Genomic DNA, 17,005 nt, shown 5'->3' on the forward strand with positions numbered 1-17,005 from the left:
CGGATTTCGCGGCGAAACTCGCAAATCCACCCGCGAAATTCGCCCTTCGGCGGCAGCACTCGGCACAGCGGGGGCCACAGGCCCCACCCCAGACACACCGACGGCCCGCGCTCCGAAGTTCGGAGCGCGGGCCGTCGTCGTGCTGAGGGCTGCCAGGCTATGCCTGCGCGTGGTCGGCGATGCGTCCCAGCACGCCGTTCACGAAGCGGCCGGAATCATCTGTGGAGTACTCCTTGGCGAGTTCCACAGCCTCGTCGATCGCCACAGCCGTGGGCACCTCGTCGTTGAAGAGAATCTCCCACGCCGCGAGCCGCAGCAAGGCGCGGTCGACGTTCGGCATGCGCTCGAGCGTCCACCCCTGGGAGTAGCTCATGATGAGTTCATCGATCTCGTCGCGGTGATCGGTGACACCATCGACGATCTCGCGTGCATACAGCCACGAGGCCTCACGGTCTGGTTCACCGGCGGCACGCCGAGCCTCGGCGCCCACGATCGCGGTGATCGGCTCGTGGCGCACATCGGCCTGAAAGAGCATGTCGAGGGCGCGTTTGCGCGCCTTGGAACGAGCTGACACGGTGACTAGTCGTTGACGCGGCCGAGGTAGTCACCCGTGCGGGTGTCGACCTTGACGCGGGTGCCGGTCTCGAGGAAGAGGGGCACCTGGATCTCGGCGCCGGTCTCGACGGTGGCGGGCTTGGTGCCGCCCGTGGAGCGGTCGCCCTGCAGGCCCGGCTCCGTGTAGGTGATCTCGAGCACCACCGAGGCGGGCAGCTCAAGGTAGAGCGGATCGCCCTCGTGCAGTGCGATCTGCACATCCTGGTTTTCGAGCATGAACTTCGCCGAGTCGCCGACGACAGCGGCTGCGACGGTCAGCTGGTCGTAGTCGCTCTTGTCCATGAAGACGAAGTCGGCACCGTCCTGGTAGAGGTACTGGTAGTCGCGACGGTCAACGTTGGCGGTCTCGATCTTCGCGCCGGCGTTGTAGGTCTTGTCGATGATCTTGCCCGAGACGACGTTCTTCTGCTTGGTGCGCACGAAGGCACCGCCCTTGCCCGGCTTCACGTGCTGGAACTCGACCACGCTCCAGAGCTGACCGTTCTCCTTGATCACGGTGCCGTTCTTGATGTCGTTCGAGGTTGCCATACGGGTATTCTCCGGGTTCTATCGGGTTCGAGCGCCAGACCAGCGCCGATACAGTTTACACCGCCCTCGCGGCACCGACCTTGCAGCTCTCCCACAAATGGTGTGCGTTGCGTGCCGCCGCGGCCCTATCCTGCGGTGATGCACATGCTCTTCCGCACCTTCTGGCATCTCTGGTTCGTCGGGCCCCGCGGCCCGAGGCTCGGCTTCGGCGACGTTTCGCGTTCGCGGTTTCGGGTGTGGCCCACCGACCTGGATGTGCTGCGCCACATGAACAACGGCAAGTACCTGTCAATCATGGACGTGGCGCGTTTCGACCTGATTCAGCGCAACGGCGCACTCGATGTCTTCAAACGCGAGGGCTGGTACCCGGTGGTTGTGGGCCAGACCATCTCATATCGCAAATCGCTGAACCCGTGGATGCGGTTCTGGATCGAGTCGCGCATCCTCGGCTTCGACGAGCAGGCGGTGTATATCGAGCAGCGCTTCGTGCGCCCCGACGCGCAGCGGCGCCCTGAGATTTACGCTCGCGCAGTGGTGCGGGGCCGTATTCTGCGCCGCGGCGGCGGCACGGTGCCGGTGGCTGAGGTCATTGAGAAGAGCGGTGCGGATCCGGATCAGCTGCGCGTTCCCGACGACGTACTCGCGTGGGGCACTGCCTCCCGACTGCCTTCGACGCGCGCCGACGCCCGGAGCGTGTGGGAGTAGGACCGCTCAGCCGATCGGCGGCCGGGCCCCGAGGTGCGGGCCCTGGTTTCCGACCTCGCGGCAGTTGATGCGCACGCTGTGCTCGGCGGCGTCGTAGACGTGTCTGGCGGCGAGTCGGCCGTCGGAGAGCGTGCCTGCGAGCCAAGTGAAGCTACGAGCGTCAACGAGAGGCTCGCCCGCAACCGCGCGCATAAGCTGCAGCATCAGCATTTCCGGCAGCGTCGCGTGCGGGCCGTGCTCGAAACTGAGGCCGAGCACCGCCGGCGCGAGGCCGGCGGGCACGAGTCGCAGGGTCCAGTCGACGCCGCCGCTGTCGCGCACGACGGGAACCCCTGCGGCGGCGCGGTCGAGACTGGTGAACTCCCGTTCGGCTTCACTCGCCAGCACGAGCGGGGATCCGCCATCCTGGTGCGACAGCGGGCCGTCGTCTGCTGCAGCCCGCGCGAACAACCGCCGCCACCCAGCCATGCCGAGGCCGTGGGGCGCGGGCACGGGTAAAAGGGTGGGGTCGGCTGCGAGGGCTGCGCCGAGCCCGCTGAACGCGACGCCCGCGTGGGCGAATGCCTCCGGCTGCGGCAGTGCGAGGTCGAGCCACGCTGCGACGGCGCTTGCCGCCGCGAAGGCGCGTTCGAAGCGCTCGCGCTGGGCCACGTCGAGCACCTCGGTGAACGCGGCCGCACCGATGGTGGTCGCACGCAGTCGCGCGGTTTCGCCGTCGAGCCAGGCATCGAAGTCGTCGGCGGCGCCGCCGTTCGCAGCGAGGGCACCGTCGAGTTCGGCCGCGAGCTCGGGGAAGAGCCCTCGCATCAGGCGGGTGCGATCCCCCGTGTCTGCCGCGGTCATGTGGTCTCCGATCTGGTGTCGCTCACCATCACCGTATCCCACGTTCGACAAGCTGTTGGATCGCCTCGGCGATGCCTGCGGGGTCGTCGATGCGTCGGCTGCTCGGGGCGTAGCGCCGCACCACCTCATCCGAGCCGATGCCGATGCCGTGCACCTCGGCTCCGGCATTCCGCAGCCGACGCAGCTCACCCGCGGCGGCGGCGGGATCATTCGATCCGCCATCGCTCACGAGCAGCACCACGCGACGCCGTTCGACGCCGTCGCCGAGCGGGCCAGCAGTGCCAGAAACACCCGCAGCGCCCGGCACGATGCCGAGCTGCTGGGCGGCCAGCCGCAGCGCCGCCCCGTCGTTCGTGGATCCGCGCGGGGAGCGGATCTCGGTGTGCATGCGGCGACGCACTCCATCGTCAAGGCCACGACTCAATGGCTTCACGAGGACCGGCTCGCCGTCGAACACCACGAGCGCCGTGCGGATGTCGAGATCGAATTCGACCCCGGCCTGCTGCTCGGCGTGCGCGATGTCGCGTTCGACACCGGCGAGCGCTTCCAGCATGATGAGTGCGGCATCAGCTGCGGCGTCGGCGACGCGGCCCTGCATGGAGGCCGAACGGTCGACGAGTAGGACGTAGTCGGTGCTGCCTGCGCGCCGCCGCCGTCGGGGGCGCGTTTCCCGCCGCAAGAATGCTGCCGGGCGCGCCACACCGGCGCGCGCTTCTGCGACGGCACGGGCAAGGGCATCGGGGGCGAGCATTTCCCCCTCGGGCACCGGGCGCCGCCCGATTCCACGCAGTTGCGCGATGCGTTCGGCGATGACCTGCGCCCACACAGCGCGCATGCGTTCGATCGCGTCTGCGAGTTCTGCGACTCTGTCGCGGTAATCGGCGCGGGCGCTGCCGCCGCCCCCGTCGGCCGAGCCGCCGCCAATGTCGCGCTGCTCATCTCCCGGCTGCGGGGTGGCCTCCAACGGGGGCAGCGCCATCGCTTCGAGCAGCGCTCCCTCGGCTGGCAGGGGGGTGGCGAGCATCGCGGTGACGAAACCGGCCTGCTCGGCGGCGAACAGGTCGGCGCCTTCGGCTGCTTGCCGCCCCTCCCCTGCGCGCGCCCGCTCGTCTTCGCCCGGCGCTTCGGTTTCGCCCTCGGCGGGGCCGTCGTCGGTGGCTTGTTGTTCGGCGTCACCGCCAGCCCCGGCGGCTCCGAAGTCGTCTGAGGCCGCGCCGCCCTCGTGGTGTTCTGCCTCTGCGCCGCGGGGGCCGTCGCCGAGGCCGCGCTCCTGCGCATCGCGAGCGAGCAGTCGTTCGTAGGGCGGCAACAGCAGCGCGAGCGCTCGTTCGAAGCGTTCAAGCGGCGCCCGGCTCGGGTCCGGGGCGAGCACTCGCCGCAGCGCGTCGCCGTCGCGGGAGGCGTGCACGAGGGTGTCCCATTCCGCGACGACTTCGGGTGCGAGACCTGCAAGGCGTGCGGCGCCGGTGCCTGCTGCGAGCAGCAGCGCGACCCACTGCAGATGCCGGGGCTGTTCGGCGAGGCTGCCTGGGAGGCTGCGCACGATTGCTGCGGCGAGCCGGTCCCGGAGCCCTGGCAGCGCAGTGAGCAGCTCGGATACTGCTTGCAGGCGGATCACCGCGGCCACGAGCGGCTCAGCGAAGGGGTGTGCGGCGATGATCGAGCGACCGCGGCGCGCCCGCTCGGGGGCGCGCCGTTCGCCGTGCACGCTCTCCCAGAGTTGCAGCAGCGCGAGCGCTACGGCCTCTTCGTGCCCGTGCCCGCGGCTGGCGTACCAGCCGAGCCCCACCCGCAGCGCACTGTCATCGAGCTCCCAGATCTCATCATCGGTGACAATGATCGGCACCCCGATGAGCGCGCCAACGGCTCGCAGGCGCTCGCGCTCCTCGATGCCTGCGTCCACCATGCCCACACCCTACCGGGCCGCGACGGCCGCGGCGCGGTGGTAGCGTGACGGGCATGCTGGCTTTCGACGCTGACCCCGTGCTGCGCGAGGCGCGCACCCTTGCTGACGAACGACGCCTGGTGCGTCGCGCTCTCGCATCGTCTACCGGTCAGGCGGAGGCTGCAGAGCATCGGGCCGATCTCGCGGCTGTTGAGGGCCGACTCGCTGCGATCCTCGACGACGCCGATAGCCGCGCATTGATCGAGGCCGCCCTTGATGAGCGTGCGCGCGTCCTGCGCACCGCGGTGGCGGCGCATCGCGAGGGGGCGTCGCGCCGTGCGCGTCTCGCTGCGGCCGACGCGGTTGTGGCGCGAGCTGTGGTCGCGGGTCGGGCTCTGACCGCGTCGGAGGGTGTGCGCGTTCGCGAGCTGCGCGCCGCCGCTGAGCTGCGTTCGGAAGGCGGCTGGCGATCCGCGGTGTCGACGGCCGATCGGCGCGATGCCGTGCTGGAGTCCCTGGGCACCTTGCGGCTGCGTCGGGCGGCGCGTCAACTGCGCGGCGGTCTGCTCGAAACCGATCAGATGCGGGGAATTACTTCTGAGGCGCTGCCCGCAGTGCTGCGGGGGGATCCGGTGCTGCTCGTCGGTGAGACGGGCGGCGCGAAGACGGCGCTCGCCGAGCATCTGTCGCGCCTGGCCGTCGGTGCGGAGCCCGAGTTCGTCTCAGGCTACGGCGACATCACCGGAGCGCAACTGATCGGCACCCACGAGTTGCGGGCGGAGGCCGGTGCCACGGTGAGCGTGTTCGTGCCAGGGCCGCTGCTGCGTGCGATGGCGGAGGGGCGGCCGGTGATCCTCGACGAGGTCAATGCGATGCCCGCTGAGTTTTTGAAGCGTCTCAACCGGGTGCTGCAGTTGCGCCCCGGCGATGTCTTCAGCGTGCAGGAGGATGCTGGCCGGGAGCTGCGGATCGCCTCGGGTTTCGCGATCCTCGCCACTGCCAACGAGCAGACGCCGCATCGTTATCGGGGTCTCGACCGGCTCAGCGCCGAGCTCGTCAACCGCTTCGGTGCGAACGCTTACCGGGTGCACTATCCCGATACCGGTCTGGGCTACGAGGAGTTTCCTGCTGAGAACGCGCTGCTCGCGGCTGCGGCCGTCGTCGACGAGCGCGGCGAGTTACCGCCGGGTATCGGGGTCGACGAGCTGCTGCGGGTAGCGCGGGCTGCGTTTATCAGCCAACAGGTGTTTTCGGGAGAGCACGGCGAGGGCTTCGGTGCTTACGTGAGCACGGAGCGCGAGATCGATGGCCGTCCGGGTTTGGAGGAGGCGGTGCTCGCGCCGCGCACGCTCGTGGCGATTCTGCAGAAGGTGGCCGGCAGTGCCGGGGCCGTGACCCTTGATCGGGCGCTGAGCCGCTTCGTGGAGGGCGTGATGCACCGCGAGGATCGCCGCGTGCTCGCGCTCATTCTGCAGGGCCAGGGGTTCAGGATCGCCTGAGCCGCCCTCTAGAAGATCTGGCGCAGGTTGGTGCGTGCCAGGTCGAGCACCTCGTCGCCTCTCCCCGAGAGCACGGAGCGCAGCGCGTAGAGCGTGAAGCCTTTCATTTGCTCGACGCTGATCGAGGGCGGCATCGACAGCTCCTGGCGGTCGGTGATCACCTCGACGAGCGCGGGCCCGTCATGGGCGAAGGCGTCGCGGAGTGCGTCTTCCAACTGCTCTGATTCGCTCACCCGGGTGGCGTGCAGACCGATCGCCCGCGCCACGGCGGAGAGGTCCGGGTTTTTGAGCTCGGTGCCGTAGTTCACGAATCCCGCGGCTTTCATCTCGAGTTCGACGAAGTTCAGCGAGGAGTTGTTGAACACCACGATCTTGAGCGGCAGCGGCGCGTTCTGTTCGAGTGTGAGCAGTTCGCCGAGCAGCATTGCCAGCCCGCCGTCGCCCGCGAGCGCTACGACCTGACGGCTGCGGTGGGAGGCCTGCACGCCGATGCCCTGCGAGAGCGCGTTCGCCATTGAGCCGTGGCTGAAGGAGCCGATGAGACGGCGGCGGCCGTTCATGGTGAGATACCGGGCCGCCCACACGACGGGCGATCCGACGTCGGGGATGAACACGGCGTCGTCGGCGGCGAGGGTGTCGATGAGCCGGGCGACGTACTGGGGGTGGATCGCCTTCCCCGGCCCCGCGGGCGTGGCGAGCTCATCGAGCTTCTTACGCGTTTTTCGATAGTGCTCGAGCGCGTCGTCGAGGTGGGAGCGGCGCTGCTTGCGCTGCAGCAGCGGCAGCAGTGATGCGGCGGTCTCGCCCACGTCACCGACGATCCCCAGGTCGAGCGGAGCGCGGCGTCCCAGCTGCTCACCTCGCACGTCGACCTGGATCTTGGTCGCGCCCGCCGGGTAGAACTGCTGGTACGGGAAGTCAGTGCCGAGCATGAGGATCGTGTCGGCGGCCTCCATGGCGCGGTAGCCCGAAGCGAAGCCGAGCAGGCCGGTCATGCCCACGTCGAAGGGGTTGTCGAACTCGATGTGCTCCTTGCCGCGCAGTGCGTGCACGATGGGCGCGGCGAGGGAGTCAGCCAGGGCGATCACCTCATCGTGGGCGCCGGCGACGCCGGCTCCCGCGAGGATCGTCACCTTCTTCGCACCGTTCAACAGTTCGGCTGCGAGCTCCAGCTGCTCCTGCTGCGGCACGACCCTGGGCCGCACCGTGGTGACTCTGGCGAGTTCGTTGCTGGGGATCTCGGAGAGGGCGATGTCGCCGGGGATCACAAGCACCGCGACGCCCTGCTTCTCTACCGCGGTCTGCATGGCAATACGTAGCAGCCGAGGCATCTGCGCCGGGTCGGACACGTGCTCGACGTAGACGGAGCACTCGCGGAAGAGCTCCTGCGGGTGCGTTTCCTGGAAGTAGTTCGAGCCGATCTCGGCGCTCGGGATGTGCGCGGCGATGGCGAGCACCGGCACGCGCGAGCGCTGTGCCTCGTAGAGCCCGTTGATGAGGTGCAAGTTACCGGGGCCGCAGCTACCGGCGCACACCGCCAGGCTGCCGGTGACTGAGGCCTCCCCTGCGGCGGCGAAGGCCGCCCCCTCCTCGTGACGGGCGTGCACCCACTCGATGCCCGAGGTGCGCAGGGCGTCGGTGATGCCGTTCAGCGAGTCGCCCGGAATGCCGTAGACGCGTTCGATCCCGTTCGCCTCGAGTGTGTCGACGAGGTTCTGAGCAATCGTGGTCATGGAATCCCCTCCGACGGCGGAGGGTCCGCCGCTCCCTCCCCATCCTCAGCGTGATCCGGGAGGAACGCAAGGGGTTGCGGAGGGGCGGCGGCCATGCGGGCTCAGGCGGCGGGCGCCTCGTAGGTGAGCACCCGTGCAACATCGTGCTCGGGCTTCTTCTCGCCGGCGAGCACCTCGAAGTCGAGGTGGTTCTGGCGGGGCGGCAGCGGGCAGGTCACGAAGTTGGTGACCGCGCACGGCAGCGCGACGGCGTAGTTGAAATCGATCCAGTCGATGCGACCGGCGCCGTCCTCGGAGAACTGCAGCTCGATCACGCGGCCGGCGCCGTAGCTGATGGGGCCGCTCGTGGCGTCGCGGATGTGGGCGACGGGCTGCACCCGATCTCCCGCGTCCTTACCGATGAGCACGATCTCATACGGCGTGCCGTTGTGCTCGAAGCGCAGGGTGCCGATGCGGCTGGTGGTCTCCCGCACGCCGCGCTCGACGGTTTCTTGCTCGACATCGTCGCGTTCCGCCGGGGTGAACACTGCGGGGAGGCGCCACGCGGGGTCGTAGTCGAAGGCTGTGAGGCCGATCTGCTCGGCCCGCACCGACACCCGCGGATCGCGCACGCGCACGCCGAAAATGCGGTCGCCCGCATCGTTGGTGCGCGGCACCGTCTCGACTTCGCAGGCACCGAAGTAGACGGGCACGCTCGCGCCGTGACCGTAGGTCTGATTGCGGCCGGTGACGATCTCGACGGGCCCGGTCGGGTACTCGCCGTTGACGGAGAGCTGCGGCCCTTCTTCCGCGGGGGTGTGGATCACCTTGCCGTCGCTGACGCTCCAGGTGCCGGGCAGCAGCTCGAGCTCCACGTCTGACGCTCCCTCGTGCAGCCAGTACTGCGCGACGAGCGCCGTCCAGCCGTAGGGTCGGGTGAGGTCCGAGACGTGCTTGTGGCGCCACTCGCGCCACTGCCCGGCGAGATGCTCAGTTACCGGCATCACTGCTCCTTATCGTTGATGGTTGGAAGTGTGACGCGACGCCGTGCGGTGCACGAAGGCGCAGACCTGTGCGAAGGAGTCGGCACTGGCTTCGGCGTTGCCTCGCGGGGTGCCGCCGTTCGAGTAGTGCACCCCTGAGACGGGGTGCATGCGCTCGATCTCGGTGCTCGGCAGGTGCGGGATCGCGATGCCGTGGCCGGCGTCGACGTAGTCGAGGTGCAGGCGCTCGGCGGTGTGGCCGTGCCGCGCGAGAGTGTCGAAGACGATGCGGGAGGCGAAGCTCGACGGCCAGGCGCGATCGTCGAGGCCGGATACGCAGGCGACGGGGCCTGTGAAACGCTCGATGGGGATGCGCGAGGCGCGGGCGAGCTCGCGGTCGTGCAGGCCGTCGACGTAGACGTCTGCGTGCCTGGTGGGCGCCGGGTCGTCGTTCCAGGGCTGCCAGTCGACGCCGCTGTTGTTGTGCCAGAGGTGTTCGAGCGGTGCGCCGCCCAGGGTCCAGGTGGGCCCGTTCCAACCTTCGGCGGGGTCGGCTGCGCCCTGGGCGCCGAACACGAATGCAGCGGGCACGAAGGCGACCGCGCCGAGGATCCGCTCAGGAAACAACGATGCGAGCAGCAGGGTGAGTTCTCCGCCGCGCGACTGCCCGCTCACGAGCGGTGCGCCGCCCAGTGGGTCGAGTTCGGTGGTGACGAAGTCGATGGCGCGCTCGAAGTACTCGAGGGGGGTGCGCGAGATGTAGTCGGGCAGGCCGGGGGCTTTGAAGTAGCCGAGTGCGAGGGCTTGGATGCCGTGCGCCGCGTAGAGGGCCGCACGCGCCTCGTTGATACCGCCGCCCGAACCGTTCATCACGATGATGGTGGGGTGCGGGCCCTCGCCGGTCGGCGTGAACAGGGTGCCGACGAGCCCATCGCGCCGAATCTCAGCGCGCTGCACGCCGTCGGCGAGCAGCAGTTGCTCGATGACCAGCTCGGCTGAAGCTGGTTGCGCGCCAGCGCGGAAGACCCCTGCGGCAGGCACATCGAGCAGGCCGGTGCCCGGCTCGGCGTGTGCGGTGATGCGGGTGCGGATCGGCGCCGACACATCACTCGGTTCGACGCTGCCGCCTGCGTTTGTCTGACGGCGCTGCGCCCAGAACAGCCCCATTGCGTCGGCAACGCGGTAGTCGCCCGAGACGGGCGCTGAAGTATCGAGGTCGAGCCGACCTGCAGCGTCGACGAGGTACGTCGCCTGCGCCGCCCACAACTCGGCCCCACGTCGGGTCTCGGCCCGCAGAGTGACGAGCGATCCGGGCACCGCCGAGTCAACGGTGATGCGGCGGCGCTGCGAGAGCAGGCCGGTCCGCGGCTCCGCCTCAATGCGCAGCACGCCAGGGTTTGCGGGGCCGCTCACGCGCCGGCCTCGCCTGCGCGGGCGAGCAGCGCATCGAAGTCGGTCTGTTGCAGACGGATCACCGTGTCAGGCGCCTCCGAGTGCGAAGACTCGAGCGCGTCGAAACGCCCCGGCACATGCCCACCTGCCGCACGCCACTGCTTGGCGATCTCAGCACAGATTTCAGAGACGTGCGTGCCGCCCGCACGAGCGGGATCGATTGCAATCACCACAGCACCACGCCCATCGACAGGGGTGCCCGCGGGTGCGCGGCCACCGGCAGCGGCCCCCGCAAGCACTTCGACGAGCAGACCCGCGAGTGAGCCGAGGCGCCCCTCGGGCAGCAGCGCGGCGACCTCGTCGGGAGCTGAGGTGGGGTGGCCTACGGCGTCGATGGCGACCCCATCGGGCAGTTGCTCTCCTGCCTCACGGAGACGACGCAATTCGGCGAGCGTGATCTGCGAGGTCGCGAAGTCAGCAACGAGCGGCGCAGAGCCTGCCCGGGGTGCAGCGAATGCGATCGGGTTGGTGCCGATCGCCGGCGCGGATCCGCCCCACGGCGCGACCATCGCCGGCGCCTGCGCCGAGATCAGCGCAACCCGCCCACGCTCAGCAAGCACGCGCGCAGCGAGCCCCAGCACACCGAGCGCGCCCACGTTGCGCACACCAACAAGCCCGATGCCGTGGGATGCCACGGCGGCTTCGGCGATCCGCACCGCAGCTGCGAGAGCCAGCGGCCCGGGGATTCCCGCCGCGTCAATATCTGAAATCGCGCCGGAGAACGAGGAATCACCGGCAGGATCGATGTCGGCTGGCCTGGTGTGAGCTGGAACAGCCGGCCGCGATCCGCTCTCCACCCGGCGCAGATCCCGCAGCAGCATATCGACACCGAAGCCCGCAAGACCGAGGTGCTCGGCCTGCACAATCCAGCAGGCCGCGCGATCCGCATCCTCAGCGACATACACGCCGCCCGCCGCATACGGCGCGAGCACCCGAGCCACCGCGAGCCGCACCCTCCCGGCCGCGACCTCCATCACCGCATCCACCGCGCTCAGTACTTTACCCACGGCACCACACGGCGCTCGATCACGCCTTCGAGCGCGGTTGCGCCATAGCCGAGCGCAGAGATCGTGACAATGCCCACGTACATCTTCGACACCGCGAACGTCGACCACGAACTCCAGATGAGATACCCGAGACCGCTCTGCGATCCCACGAACTCAGACGCCGCGATGATCACGAAAGCGCCACCCGTGGCAAGCTTCATACCCGTGAAAATCGACGGCAGCGCGTACGGGAACGACACCGTAAACCAGCGCTGCAGGCGGGTAGCCCCGTTCGCGCGAGCCACATCCTCGTACAGCGTCGGCGTCTGCATCACCCCGCTCATCGTGTTGAAGAACAGGTAGAAAAACACGCCGATTGCGACGATGACGTACTTGCTCGTCTCACCAAGACCGAAGATGAGCAGCAGCAGCGGGAAGATCGCCACCTTCGGAATGGGCAGCAAGCTCGAGAAGATCGGTTCGAGCAGCTGACGCAGAGGCCGCACCGTGCCCAGCAGCACCCCCAGCAGCACCCCGGGAATCGCACCCAGCAGGAAGCCCACGAAGATGCGCGACAACGTCATCGCCGTGTGCTCGATGAGCACCCCATCCATGAGCATCTTCACGAAGGTCTCGACAATCGAGCTCGGCGGAGGGAAGAACCTCGCGTCGAGCACACCTGCGCGACTCAGCACCTCCCACACGAAGATCAGCAGCAGCGGCGTGTACGGGCCGATACGGCGAATCCACGGCGAGCCCTTCTCCGAGTGCACGGCAGAGGCAAGCTTTCGCTTGACCTCTTCACGCGACTCCGCAGGATCCTGCGTGGCTTCCTCAAGCTGAGCGGTCACGCCGCCTCCTCCCCCGCCGCGTCCTGCTCGAGCAGGTTCCAGAGCTGATAGGTGATCTCGCCGTAGCGAGGGTCGCGCCGCAGCTCGATGATGTCGCGCGGCCGCTCGAACGGGATCTCGATCTCCGCCACGATGCGGCCGGGTCGTTGCGACATCACCACGACGCGGTCGGCGAGGGTCAGCGCCTCATCGACGCTGTGCGTGATGAACATCACCGACTTCGAGGTCTGCTCCCAGATGCGCAGCAACTCCTGCTGCAGTGCCACACGGGTCTGCTCGTCGAGCGCACCGAACGGCTCGTCCATGAGCAGCGCGTCGCCGTCGTCGGCGAGAGCGCGCGCCACCGAAGTGCGCTGACGCATACCGCCGGAGATCTGCGCTGGATAGTAGCTGCCGAAATCTGAGAGCCCCACGAGTTCGAGCAGCTCGCGCACCCGCTCCCGCCGCGCCGAACGGGGCATGCCCCGCAGCTTGAGCGGGTAACCGACGTTCTCGGCGACGGTGAGCCAGGGGAACACGCCGTGCTCCTGGAACACCACCGACGGGCGGCTCGCCGTCTCGACAGAGCCAAGGCTCGGCTTCTCAAGCCCGGCCGCCACCCGCAGCAGTGTGCTCTTCCCGCACCCGGACGGGCCGAGCACACAGACGAATTCGCGTTCGCCGATCTCCAGGGAGACGTCCTCGACGGCGACGAGCACATCGCCCTTCGAGTCGGCGTCGGGGAACGCCTTCCAGAGATTGCGGATGGAGATGCCGGGCTTCGTCACTTCGCGGCTGCCTGCTCCGCGGCCTGCGCGACCGCCTGCTTCAGGATGTCCTTGCGGAAGACCTGCTCGATACCGGAGGGGCCGTCGAACTCGAGAGCGCCGCGCTCACGGAAGAACGCCTCCTGACGGGCAACATCCTCCCAGTCGATGGCACCCTCGGGATCCTGCTTGGTGAGACCGATCGCGGTGAGAGTCTCGACGGGCAGGTCGGTGTACTCGGCGATGATCGCCTGATCGGCGGGATCGTTCCAGCCGCCGTCCTCAAGCTCCTGCACAGCACGCAGATACGCGGCGGTGAACGCCGTCACGGCTTCGGGGTACTTGTCGACATACTCACTGTTGAAGACGAGCGCGCCGAGTTCGACGCCCGACTGGTAATCGATGGGCAGCAGGTCATGCCCGATGTCTTTGCCTGAGATCGCCGAGGAGATCGGTTCGATGGTCCAGCTCGCGTCGACGGAGCCGTTGGCCATCGCCGGCGGGATATCGCCGGGGCTCAGGTTGACGAGCTCAACATCGTCGAGGCTGAGACCGACGGAGTCAAGGGCGAGGTGCACCGAGTAGATACCGAAACCACCGTCGCCGGGGATACCGATCTTCTTGCCCTTGAGCTGCTTCGCGTCGGTGATGCCCGACTGCTCTGATGCCATGAGCGGCGCAGGGTTCTTGCCCTCGTCGGGGATCTTCGAAACGCTGGCGATCACCGAAAGCGACGCACCGGCCTTGGTCGCGTTGAAGAGGCCCGCACCCCAGGTGGCGCCGCCGGCCGTGATGCTGCCGGTGCTGACCTGCTGGTAGGTCTCACCCGAGCTGCCGCTCTTCGAGATCAACTCAACATCGAGGCCGGCGTCCTTGAAGTAGCCCTTGTCCTCGGCGATGAAGAACGGGGCGTAGTCGGCGTACGGCGAGTAGAGGAAGGTGATCTTCGGTGCGTCTGCCGGATCGCCGCTGCCTGCCTCGGCGGTGCCGCCCGAGGCGCATCCGGCAAGCAGGGCAGCACTGGCGAGGAGGGCGATGCCTCCCGAGAGTCGGCGTCGAAGGCTCATGGGGAAACTCCTGTGTCAAGTGGGGTCGCGGTGTCGCCCGCAACCAGTCAAATCTATCGGCCCGGCAAACGTCCGGCGCGTTGCGCGTCACATTCAGCAACACCGTGTCGCACCGGGGCGCGACCAGACGCGTTTAGGAGGCGATTTCCTGGTAGGCGAACTGCAGCACCGACTCATCGACGCCCGCGAGCACCCGCGGCTTCGCGATGTCGTCGAGCACGATGAAGCGCAGCATCCCAGCCCTCGCCTTCTTGTCCCGTTGCATCGCGGCGAGCAGACCGGGCCAGCGGCCAGCGGGGTATGAAAGCGGCAGCGACAGCGATGACAGCACCCGACGGTGGCGCTCCACCGCCTCATCCGAGAGCGAGCCGGCCATGCGCCCCAGCTCGGCGGCGTACATCATGCCGATCGCGATCGCCACACCGTGGCGCCACTGATAGCGCTCGGCGTGCTCGATGGCATGGCCAAGGGTGTGGCCGTAGTTGAGGATCTCACGCAGTCCACCCTCGCGGAAATCCTCGGAAACCACACGCGCCTTGACGCCGATGGCGAGCTCGACGACGCGCTGAAACTCGGGGGTTGCCGGGTCGGTGGCGCGATCCACATCGGCTTCGAGAATGTCGAGGATCTCTGGTTCGGCGATGAAGCCGCACTTCGCAACCTCGGCGAAGCCGGCAAGGATCTCGTTCTTCGGCAGCGTGCTGAGCAGATCGAGATCGCAGATCACCGCTGCGGGCGCGTAGAAGCAACCGACGAGGTTCTTGCCCTCGGCAGTGTTGATGCCCGTTTTGCCACCCACCGAGGCATCGACCATGCCGAGCACCGAGGTGGGGATCTGCACGAGCCGCACGCCGCGCAGCCAGGTGGCTGCAACGAAACCCGCGAGGTCGGTGACGGCGCCGCCGCCCAGACCGATCACGGCGTCGGTGCGGGTGAAGTCGGCCTGACCCATGATCTGCCAGCAGAACGCCGCAACCTCGACGCGCTTCGCAGCCTCGGCATCGGGCACCTCGGCGAGCAGCACCTGGCCGTAGTGCTGCTGCAGCTCGCTGCGCAACTCGTCGGCGAGACGCCCCACCGTGGCAGTGTGCACGATCAGCACCTTGGCGACTCGATCACCCAGTGCCTCGGCCACCCTGTCGAGCACGCCGCGCCCCACGGTGACGGTGTACGCGGCGTCGCCGGTGACCTCGATGCGGGTGGGGGTGTCGCTCATGCCTGGTCGCTCCTCTTTCTGAAACTGCGGGCCCACTGCGCCACACGGCGCGCGAGCTGTTCCTTGGTGGCCCTGTCGGTGCGATAGGTCACATCCGCGACCTCCTCGTAGAGCGGGCGCCGCTCTTCGAGAATGCGGCCCCACGCCTCCGGGTCGTCACGCAGCAGCGGCCGACGAGACAGGTTCGCGGTGCGCAGCACCGCTTCCTGCGTGGTCATCAGCAGCACGACGGGGTGCCCGGCGAGCAGTCGCCGAGTGCTCTCAGTGAGCACCGCTCCCCCGCCGAGGGCCACGATCCGCCCCCCGGCGACCGCGAGTTCGGCCGCGATCACCTCGGCCTCGATACGCCTGAATTCTGCCTCACCGTGCCGCTCGAAGAACTCCGTAATGGGGCCGTGCTCACGCACGAACACCGCATCAGTGTCGATGAACGGCACCCCGAGTTCACGGGCGACCCGCTTGCCGAGGCTCGTCTTGCCCGCGGCCATCGGCCCCACGAACACGACGGCACGATCCGGCAGGCGCGCACCGCCCCGCCGCCGCCGGCGCCGCCGCGAGCGGCCACGCGCACCCGAGGGAGCCGCGGCTCGACGCGACGCGGCCGAAGCCACTTCGTCGGTTGCCCCGGCGTCACCCGACGGGGCAGGCTTCGTGGGCGGCGCGGGCTTCGGCTTCGCCGCGGGAGGCCCCGAGGCGCGGCCCGCTCGCCGGTGACCGTTCACGACTCGATGACGGTCGCCAGCCGCTCGGGGATCGCCGCCACATAGGCCTCGAGGTTGCGCCGGGTCTCGGGCACGCTGTCGCCGCCGAACTTCTCGGTCACAGCGTCGGCGAGCACGAGTGCGACCATCGCTTCAGCCACAACGCCGGCTGCGGGCACCGCGGTGACATCACTGCGCTGATGGTGCGCCTTCGCCTCCTCACCGGTGGCCACATCGATTGTGGGGAGCGCGTGCGGCACGGTGGCGATCGGCTTCATACCGGCGCGAACGCGCAGCACTTGGCCGGTGGTCATGCCGCCCTCGATGCCGCCGGCACGACCCGTTTCGCGGGTGATGGTGCCGTCGGCGAGGTGCAGCTCGTCATGCGCGGCAGATCCGCGACGCCGGGTGGTCTCGAAGCCATCGCCGACCTCGACACCCTTGATCGCCTGAATGCCCATGAGGGCGCCGGCGAGGCGTGAGTCGAGGCGACGATCCCAGTGCACGTAGGAGCCGAGCCCCGGCGGCAGGCCATAGGCAAGCACCTCGACGATGCCGCCCAGGGTGTCGCCGGTCTTCTTGGTGTCGTCGACCTCGGCAACCATGCGCTCGCTCGTCGCAGCATCGAAGCAGCGCAGCGGATCGGCATCGAGTGCGGCGACATCTTCAGGTCGCGGCAACGGCGCACCGGCGGGCACGGCCACCTCGCCCATGGAGATGGTGTGGCTCACGAGCCTGATTCCGAGTTCTGCGAGGAACGCACGGGCCACGGCGCCGAGAGCCACCCGGGCCGCGGTTTCGCGCGCACTCGCGCGTTCAAGCACGGGGCGGGCTTCGTCGAAGCCGTACTTCTGCATGCCCGCAAGATCGGCGTGCCCGGGGCGGGGGCGGGTCAGTGGGGCGCCGCGGCCGCGTGACTTCTCGGTGAGTTCGGTCTGCTCGGCGCTCATCACCTCGGTCCACTTGGGCCACTCGGTGTTGCCGATACGGATCGCGACGGGGCCGCCGATCGAGACGCCGTGCACGACGCCTCCTGAGAGGTGCAGTTCGTCTTGTTCGAACTTCATCCGCGAGCCACGGCCGTAGCCGAGCTTTCGCCGGGCGAGGTCTTCGCGGATTCCGTCGAGCGAAACGGGCACGCCGGCTGGCAGCCCTTCGAGGACGGCGATCAGTTCAGGGCCGTGAGATTCTCCGGCAGTCAGCCAACGCAGCATAC

Annotated in this window: 16 protein-coding genes; 2 read left to right on the forward strand and 14 right to left on the reverse strand. The window is 68.6% G+C overall.

Annotated elements, in window-relative coordinates; genetic code table 11:
• Positions 1-157: 157 nt before the first annotated feature.
• Positions 158-574 carry a transcription antitermination factor NusB gene (gene nusB, locus WFI54_RS01675; RefSeq protein WP_336651064.1) on the reverse strand — a complete coding sequence of 139 codons (417 nt, stop codon included), beginning with the start codon at positions 572-574 and terminating at the stop codon, positions 158-160.
• Positions 575-579: 5 nt separating this feature from the next.
• Positions 580-1,143, reverse strand: coding sequence for an elongation factor P (efp, locus tag WFI54_RS01680; RefSeq protein ID WP_336651065.1), 564 nt, complete (start codon positions 1,141-1,143; stop codon positions 580-582).
• Positions 1,144-1,281: 138 nt separating this feature from the next.
• Between efp and WFI54_RS01685 the strand changes: the two genes are divergently transcribed.
• On the forward strand, positions 1,282-1,848 hold the full coding sequence (locus WFI54_RS01685) for an acyl-CoA thioesterase (RefSeq protein WP_336651066.1): 567 nt from the start codon (positions 1,282-1,284) through the stop codon (positions 1,846-1,848).
• Positions 1,849-1,854: 6 nt separating this feature from the next.
• Here the strand turns inward: WFI54_RS01685 and WFI54_RS01690 are convergent, their stop codons facing one another.
• On the reverse strand, positions 1,855-2,691 hold the full coding sequence (locus tag WFI54_RS01690; RefSeq protein ID WP_336651067.1) for a hypothetical protein: 837 nt from the start codon (positions 2,689-2,691) through the stop codon (positions 1,855-1,857).
• 28 nt (positions 2,692-2,719) lie between these two features.
• Entirely contained in the window at positions 2,720-4,597 is a 1,878-nt protein-coding gene (locus WFI54_RS01695; protein WP_336651068.1) for a vWA domain-containing protein, read from the reverse strand.
• Positions 4,598-4,650: 53 nt separating this feature from the next.
• Between WFI54_RS01695 and WFI54_RS01700 the strand changes: the two genes are divergently transcribed.
• Entirely contained in the window at positions 4,651-6,075 is a 1,425-nt protein-coding gene (locus tag WFI54_RS01700) for an AAA family ATPase (protein ID WP_336651069.1), read from the forward strand.
• 8 nt (positions 6,076-6,083) lie between these two features.
• On the opposite strand, the gene poxB is transcribed toward WFI54_RS01700, so the two are convergent.
• The 10 genes from poxB to aroC all read right to left on the reverse strand — a co-directional run bounded on the left by poxB (position 6,084) and on the right by aroC (position 17,003).
• Positions 6,084-7,808 (reverse strand): ubiquinone-dependent pyruvate dehydrogenase, encoded by a 1,725-nt coding sequence (poxB, locus tag WFI54_RS01705; protein ID WP_336651070.1) that lies wholly within the window; start codon positions 7,806-7,808, stop codon positions 6,084-6,086.
• A 101-nt stretch (positions 7,809-7,909) separates the two neighbouring features.
• A complete protein-coding gene (locus WFI54_RS01710; RefSeq protein ID WP_336651071.1) occupies positions 7,910-8,791 on the reverse strand; it encodes a DUF1684 domain-containing protein in 882 nt (293 codons plus the stop codon).
• Positions 8,792-8,800: 9 nt separating this feature from the next.
• Entirely contained in the window at positions 8,801-10,183 is a 1,383-nt protein-coding gene (locus WFI54_RS01715; protein WP_336651072.1) for an acyl-CoA thioesterase/bile acid-CoA:amino acid N-acyltransferase family protein, read from the reverse strand.
• Positions 10,180-11,196: an Ldh family oxidoreductase gene (locus WFI54_RS01720; protein ID WP_336651073.1), complete on the reverse strand. Its 1,017-nt coding sequence runs from the start codon at positions 11,194-11,196 to the stop codon at positions 10,180-10,182. Before WFI54_RS01720 ends, WFI54_RS01715 begins: the two co-directional genes overlap by 4 nt.
• Positions 11,197-11,213: 17 nt before the next feature.
• The gene (locus WFI54_RS01725; protein ID WP_336651074.1) at positions 11,214-12,059 is read right to left on the reverse strand and encodes an ABC transporter permease; all 846 of its coding nucleotides are present in this window, start codon (positions 12,057-12,059) and stop codon (positions 11,214-11,216) included.
• Positions 12,056-12,826 (reverse strand): ABC transporter ATP-binding protein, encoded by a 771-nt coding sequence (locus tag WFI54_RS01730; protein WP_336651075.1) that lies wholly within the window; start codon positions 12,824-12,826, stop codon positions 12,056-12,058. The genes WFI54_RS01725 and WFI54_RS01730 overlap by 4 nt, the downstream gene beginning before the upstream one ends.
• Positions 12,823-13,872: an ABC transporter substrate-binding protein gene (locus tag WFI54_RS01735; protein ID WP_336651076.1), complete on the reverse strand. Its 1,050-nt coding sequence runs from the start codon at positions 13,870-13,872 to the stop codon at positions 12,823-12,825. The genes WFI54_RS01730 and WFI54_RS01735 overlap by 4 nt, the downstream gene beginning before the upstream one ends.
• Before the next feature lie 133 nt (positions 13,873-14,005).
• Positions 14,006-15,088 carry a 3-dehydroquinate synthase gene (gene aroB / locus WFI54_RS01740; RefSeq protein ID WP_336651077.1) on the reverse strand — a complete coding sequence of 361 codons (1,083 nt, stop codon included), beginning with the start codon at positions 15,086-15,088 and terminating at the stop codon, positions 14,006-14,008.
• A complete protein-coding gene (locus WFI54_RS01745; RefSeq protein ID WP_336651078.1) occupies positions 15,085-15,810 on the reverse strand; it encodes a shikimate kinase in 726 nt (241 codons plus the stop codon). Before WFI54_RS01745 ends, aroB begins: the two co-directional genes overlap by 4 nt.
• Positions 15,807-17,003, reverse strand: a complete 1,197-nt coding sequence (gene aroC, locus WFI54_RS01750; protein ID WP_336651079.1) for a chorismate synthase — start codon at positions 17,001-17,003, stop codon at positions 15,807-15,809. Before aroC ends, WFI54_RS01745 begins: the two co-directional genes overlap by 4 nt.
• Between the last annotated feature and the right edge of the window lie 2 nt (positions 17,004-17,005).

This window comes from Leucobacter sp. MMO-125 (genome assembly GCF_037148395.1).
Taxonomy (GTDB): domain Bacteria; phylum Actinomycetota; class Actinomycetes; order Actinomycetales; family Microbacteriaceae; genus Leucobacter.

What these genes read in the sequence shown, in the direction of transcription:
- WFI54_RS01735 (WP_336651076.1), bottom strand. Translation starts at nt 13,872, where the DNA reads ATGAGCCTTCGACGCCGACTCTCGGGAGGCATCGCCCTCCTCGCCAGT.
- WFI54_RS01690 (WP_336651067.1), bottom strand. Translation starts at nt 2,691, where the DNA reads ATGACCGCGGCAGACACGGGGGATCGCACCCGCCTGATGCGAGGGCTC.
- WFI54_RS01685 (WP_336651066.1), top strand. Translation starts at nt 1,282, where the DNA reads ATGCACATGCTCTTCCGCACCTTCTGGCATCTCTGGTTCGTCGGGCCC.
- WFI54_RS01695 (WP_336651068.1), bottom strand. Translation starts at nt 4,597, where the DNA reads ATGGTGGACGCAGGCATCGAGGAGCGCGAGCGCCTGCGAGCCGTTGGC.
- efp (WP_336651065.1), bottom strand. Translation starts at nt 1,143, where the DNA reads ATGGCAACCTCGAACGACATCAAGAACGGCACCGTGATCAAGGAGAAC.
- aroB (WP_336651077.1), bottom strand. Translation starts at nt 15,088, where the DNA reads ATGAGCGACACCCCCACCCGCATCGAGGTCACCGGCGACGCCGCGTAC.
- WFI54_RS01720 (WP_336651073.1), bottom strand. Translation starts at nt 11,196, where the DNA reads ATGGAGGTCGCGGCCGGGAGGGTGCGGCTCGCGGTGGCTCGGGTGCTC.
- poxB (WP_336651070.1), bottom strand. Translation starts at nt 7,808, where the DNA reads ATGACCACGATTGCTCAGAACCTCGTCGACACACTCGAGGCGAACGGG.
- WFI54_RS01710 (WP_336651071.1), bottom strand. Translation starts at nt 8,791, where the DNA reads ATGCCGGTAACTGAGCATCTCGCCGGGCAGTGGCGCGAGTGGCGCCAC.
- WFI54_RS01700 (WP_336651069.1), top strand. Translation starts at nt 4,651, where the DNA reads ATGCTGGCTTTCGACGCTGACCCCGTGCTGCGCGAGGCGCGCACCCTT.
- aroC (WP_336651079.1), bottom strand. Translation starts at nt 17,003, where the DNA reads ATGCTGCGTTGGCTGACTGCCGGAGAATCTCACGGCCCTGAACTGATC.